The organism is Pedobacter sp. 01N416 (assembly GCF_056399685.1).
The window spans coordinates 1-2,059 of sequence record NZ_JBFTRT010000736.1; the positions used below are offsets into that span (position 1 = coordinate 1).

The following is a 2,059-nucleotide window of genomic DNA, read 5'->3' on the forward strand; positions in this document are numbered from 1 at the left end:
GGGTAAAATTAACCACCAATATAAACGAGTTAAGTGTTAACGACCGTAAAATTTTGCCTTTATTAATCCAGGCAGCAGAAATTATGGATCAATTATACTGGAAACAAGCCTATCCACAAAGAGATAGCTTGCTGGCAACTATTAAAGATGAAAAAACACGCGATTTTGTTAACATTAATTATGGTCCCTGGGATAGATTAAATAATGATAAACCTTTTGTTGAAGGTATTGGTGCCAAACCAGAGGGCGCATCTTTTTATCCATACGGAATTACAAAAGAGGCCATAGAGAAATCGGACCTTGCTGATAAGTTTGGTGCATATTCGGTTATTCAAAAAGACAGTACAGGCAAATTATCAACTGTACCCTATCATGTATTATTTGCTTCAGAATTACAAAAAGCAAGCTCGTTATTAAAACAGGCAGCTTTAATTGCTGAAGATGCCGGTTTAAAAAAATATTTAAACTTAAGGGCCGATGCTTTGGTAACGGATAATTTTACCGCAAGTGATTATGCCTGGTTAGATATGAAAACCAATGGTTTGGATATCATTATCGGCCCCATTGAAAATTACGAGGATAAACTGTTTAATGCCCGTACCAGTTACGAAGCTTATGTTTTAATCAAAGATAAAGAGTGGAGCAAGCGTTTGGCGAAGTACGTAAAAATGCTTCCTGAATTACAGAAAAACTTACCTGTTGCAGCGAAATACAAAACCGAAACACCTGGAACCGATTCTGAGCTAAATGCATATGATGTGGTTTATTATGCAGGAGACTGCAATGCCGGATCGAAAACCATTGCCGTTAATCTTCCAAACGATGAAAAAATTCAACAGGAAAAAGGTACACGCCGCTCACAGCTGAAAAATGCTATGCAGGCGAAATTTGATAAGATATTGGTGCCGATTTCAAGAGAATTAATTGAAGCCGATCAGCAACAATACATTAAGTTTGATGCTTTTTTTGCAAATGTAATGTTTCACGAAGTAGCTCATGGTTTAGGCATTAAAAAAACCATTACCGGAAAAGGTTTTGTACGTGCGGCATTGAAAGAACAGTATAGCTGGTTAGAAGAAGGCAAAGCCGATATTTTAGGCTTATATATGGTAACAGGCTTACTTAAAAAGGGGGAGTTGAAAGGTGACATAAAAGATTATTACACCACATTTATGGCTGGTATTTTACGTTCTGTTCGCTTCGGCGTTTCTGAGGCGCATGGAAAAGCCAATATGCAATGCTTTAATTATTTCCAGGAGAAAGGTGCTTTTGAGCGTACCGCTAAAGGTACTTACAAGGTAAACTTCGAAAAATTTGCAACTGCCATGAACGATTTAAGTGCATTCATTCTTACCCTTCAGGGTAACGGTGATAAAGTTGCGGTAGAAAAAGCACAAAAAGAAAAAGCAGTTATTCATACAGAACTTCAAACAGATCTGGACCGGTTGACCAAAAAGAATATTCCGGTTGATGTTGTTTTCGAACAAGGCGTTGATGTACTTGGGGTAAAATAAAAGATTTCTTTTACGAGGAATTAAAGGCCATAGATATGCAGGTGTAAGCTTGCTTGTCTGTGGCTTTTTTGTGTTTTTGCTTAAGTGGCTACCATTGACGCTATTTTACAAATTATTATTAATCAGCGCTTTAACTGCTTTCGCATTCCCACCCAGTTAGGCTACAGCACCGTATCCCCGTTCAACTTAAATCGGCCTAACAAATTTTTGGGAATCCACAGGCCAAGCCCAAACAGAAACTTCAATACAAAAATTTTCAGCCGACACTTTTGTTTCTTTTGGTGCCAAAAGAAAAAGGCCTGTCCGGCTAGGACTAATAAACCACCCCGTCCTGCGGACACCCCTCTGAAAGAGGAGAATCACATATTGAACAAGACCAATAATTAAATGTCATTTATATGGATTTTTGCACAATAAATTAACCCTCAGGATGACGATCGCGTTAAATCATATTTTTAGCAGTATGCTTCTCGATTAACATTATACGAAGAGGCTAAATAAAGACTTATGTATTACTTAGAGCTGTTGCAAAGCTTGTTTTACAG

General features: G+C 37.8%; 1 protein-coding gene. It reads left to right on the forward strand.

The annotated features are described in order from the left end of the window. Positions 1 to 1,514, forward strand: a 1,514-nt coding sequence (locus tag AC1DND_RS26470; RefSeq protein WP_477585661.1) for a dipeptidyl-peptidase 3 family protein, incomplete at its 5' end; no start/stop codon positions are given. Between the last annotated feature and the right edge of the window lie 545 nt (positions 1,515 to 2,059).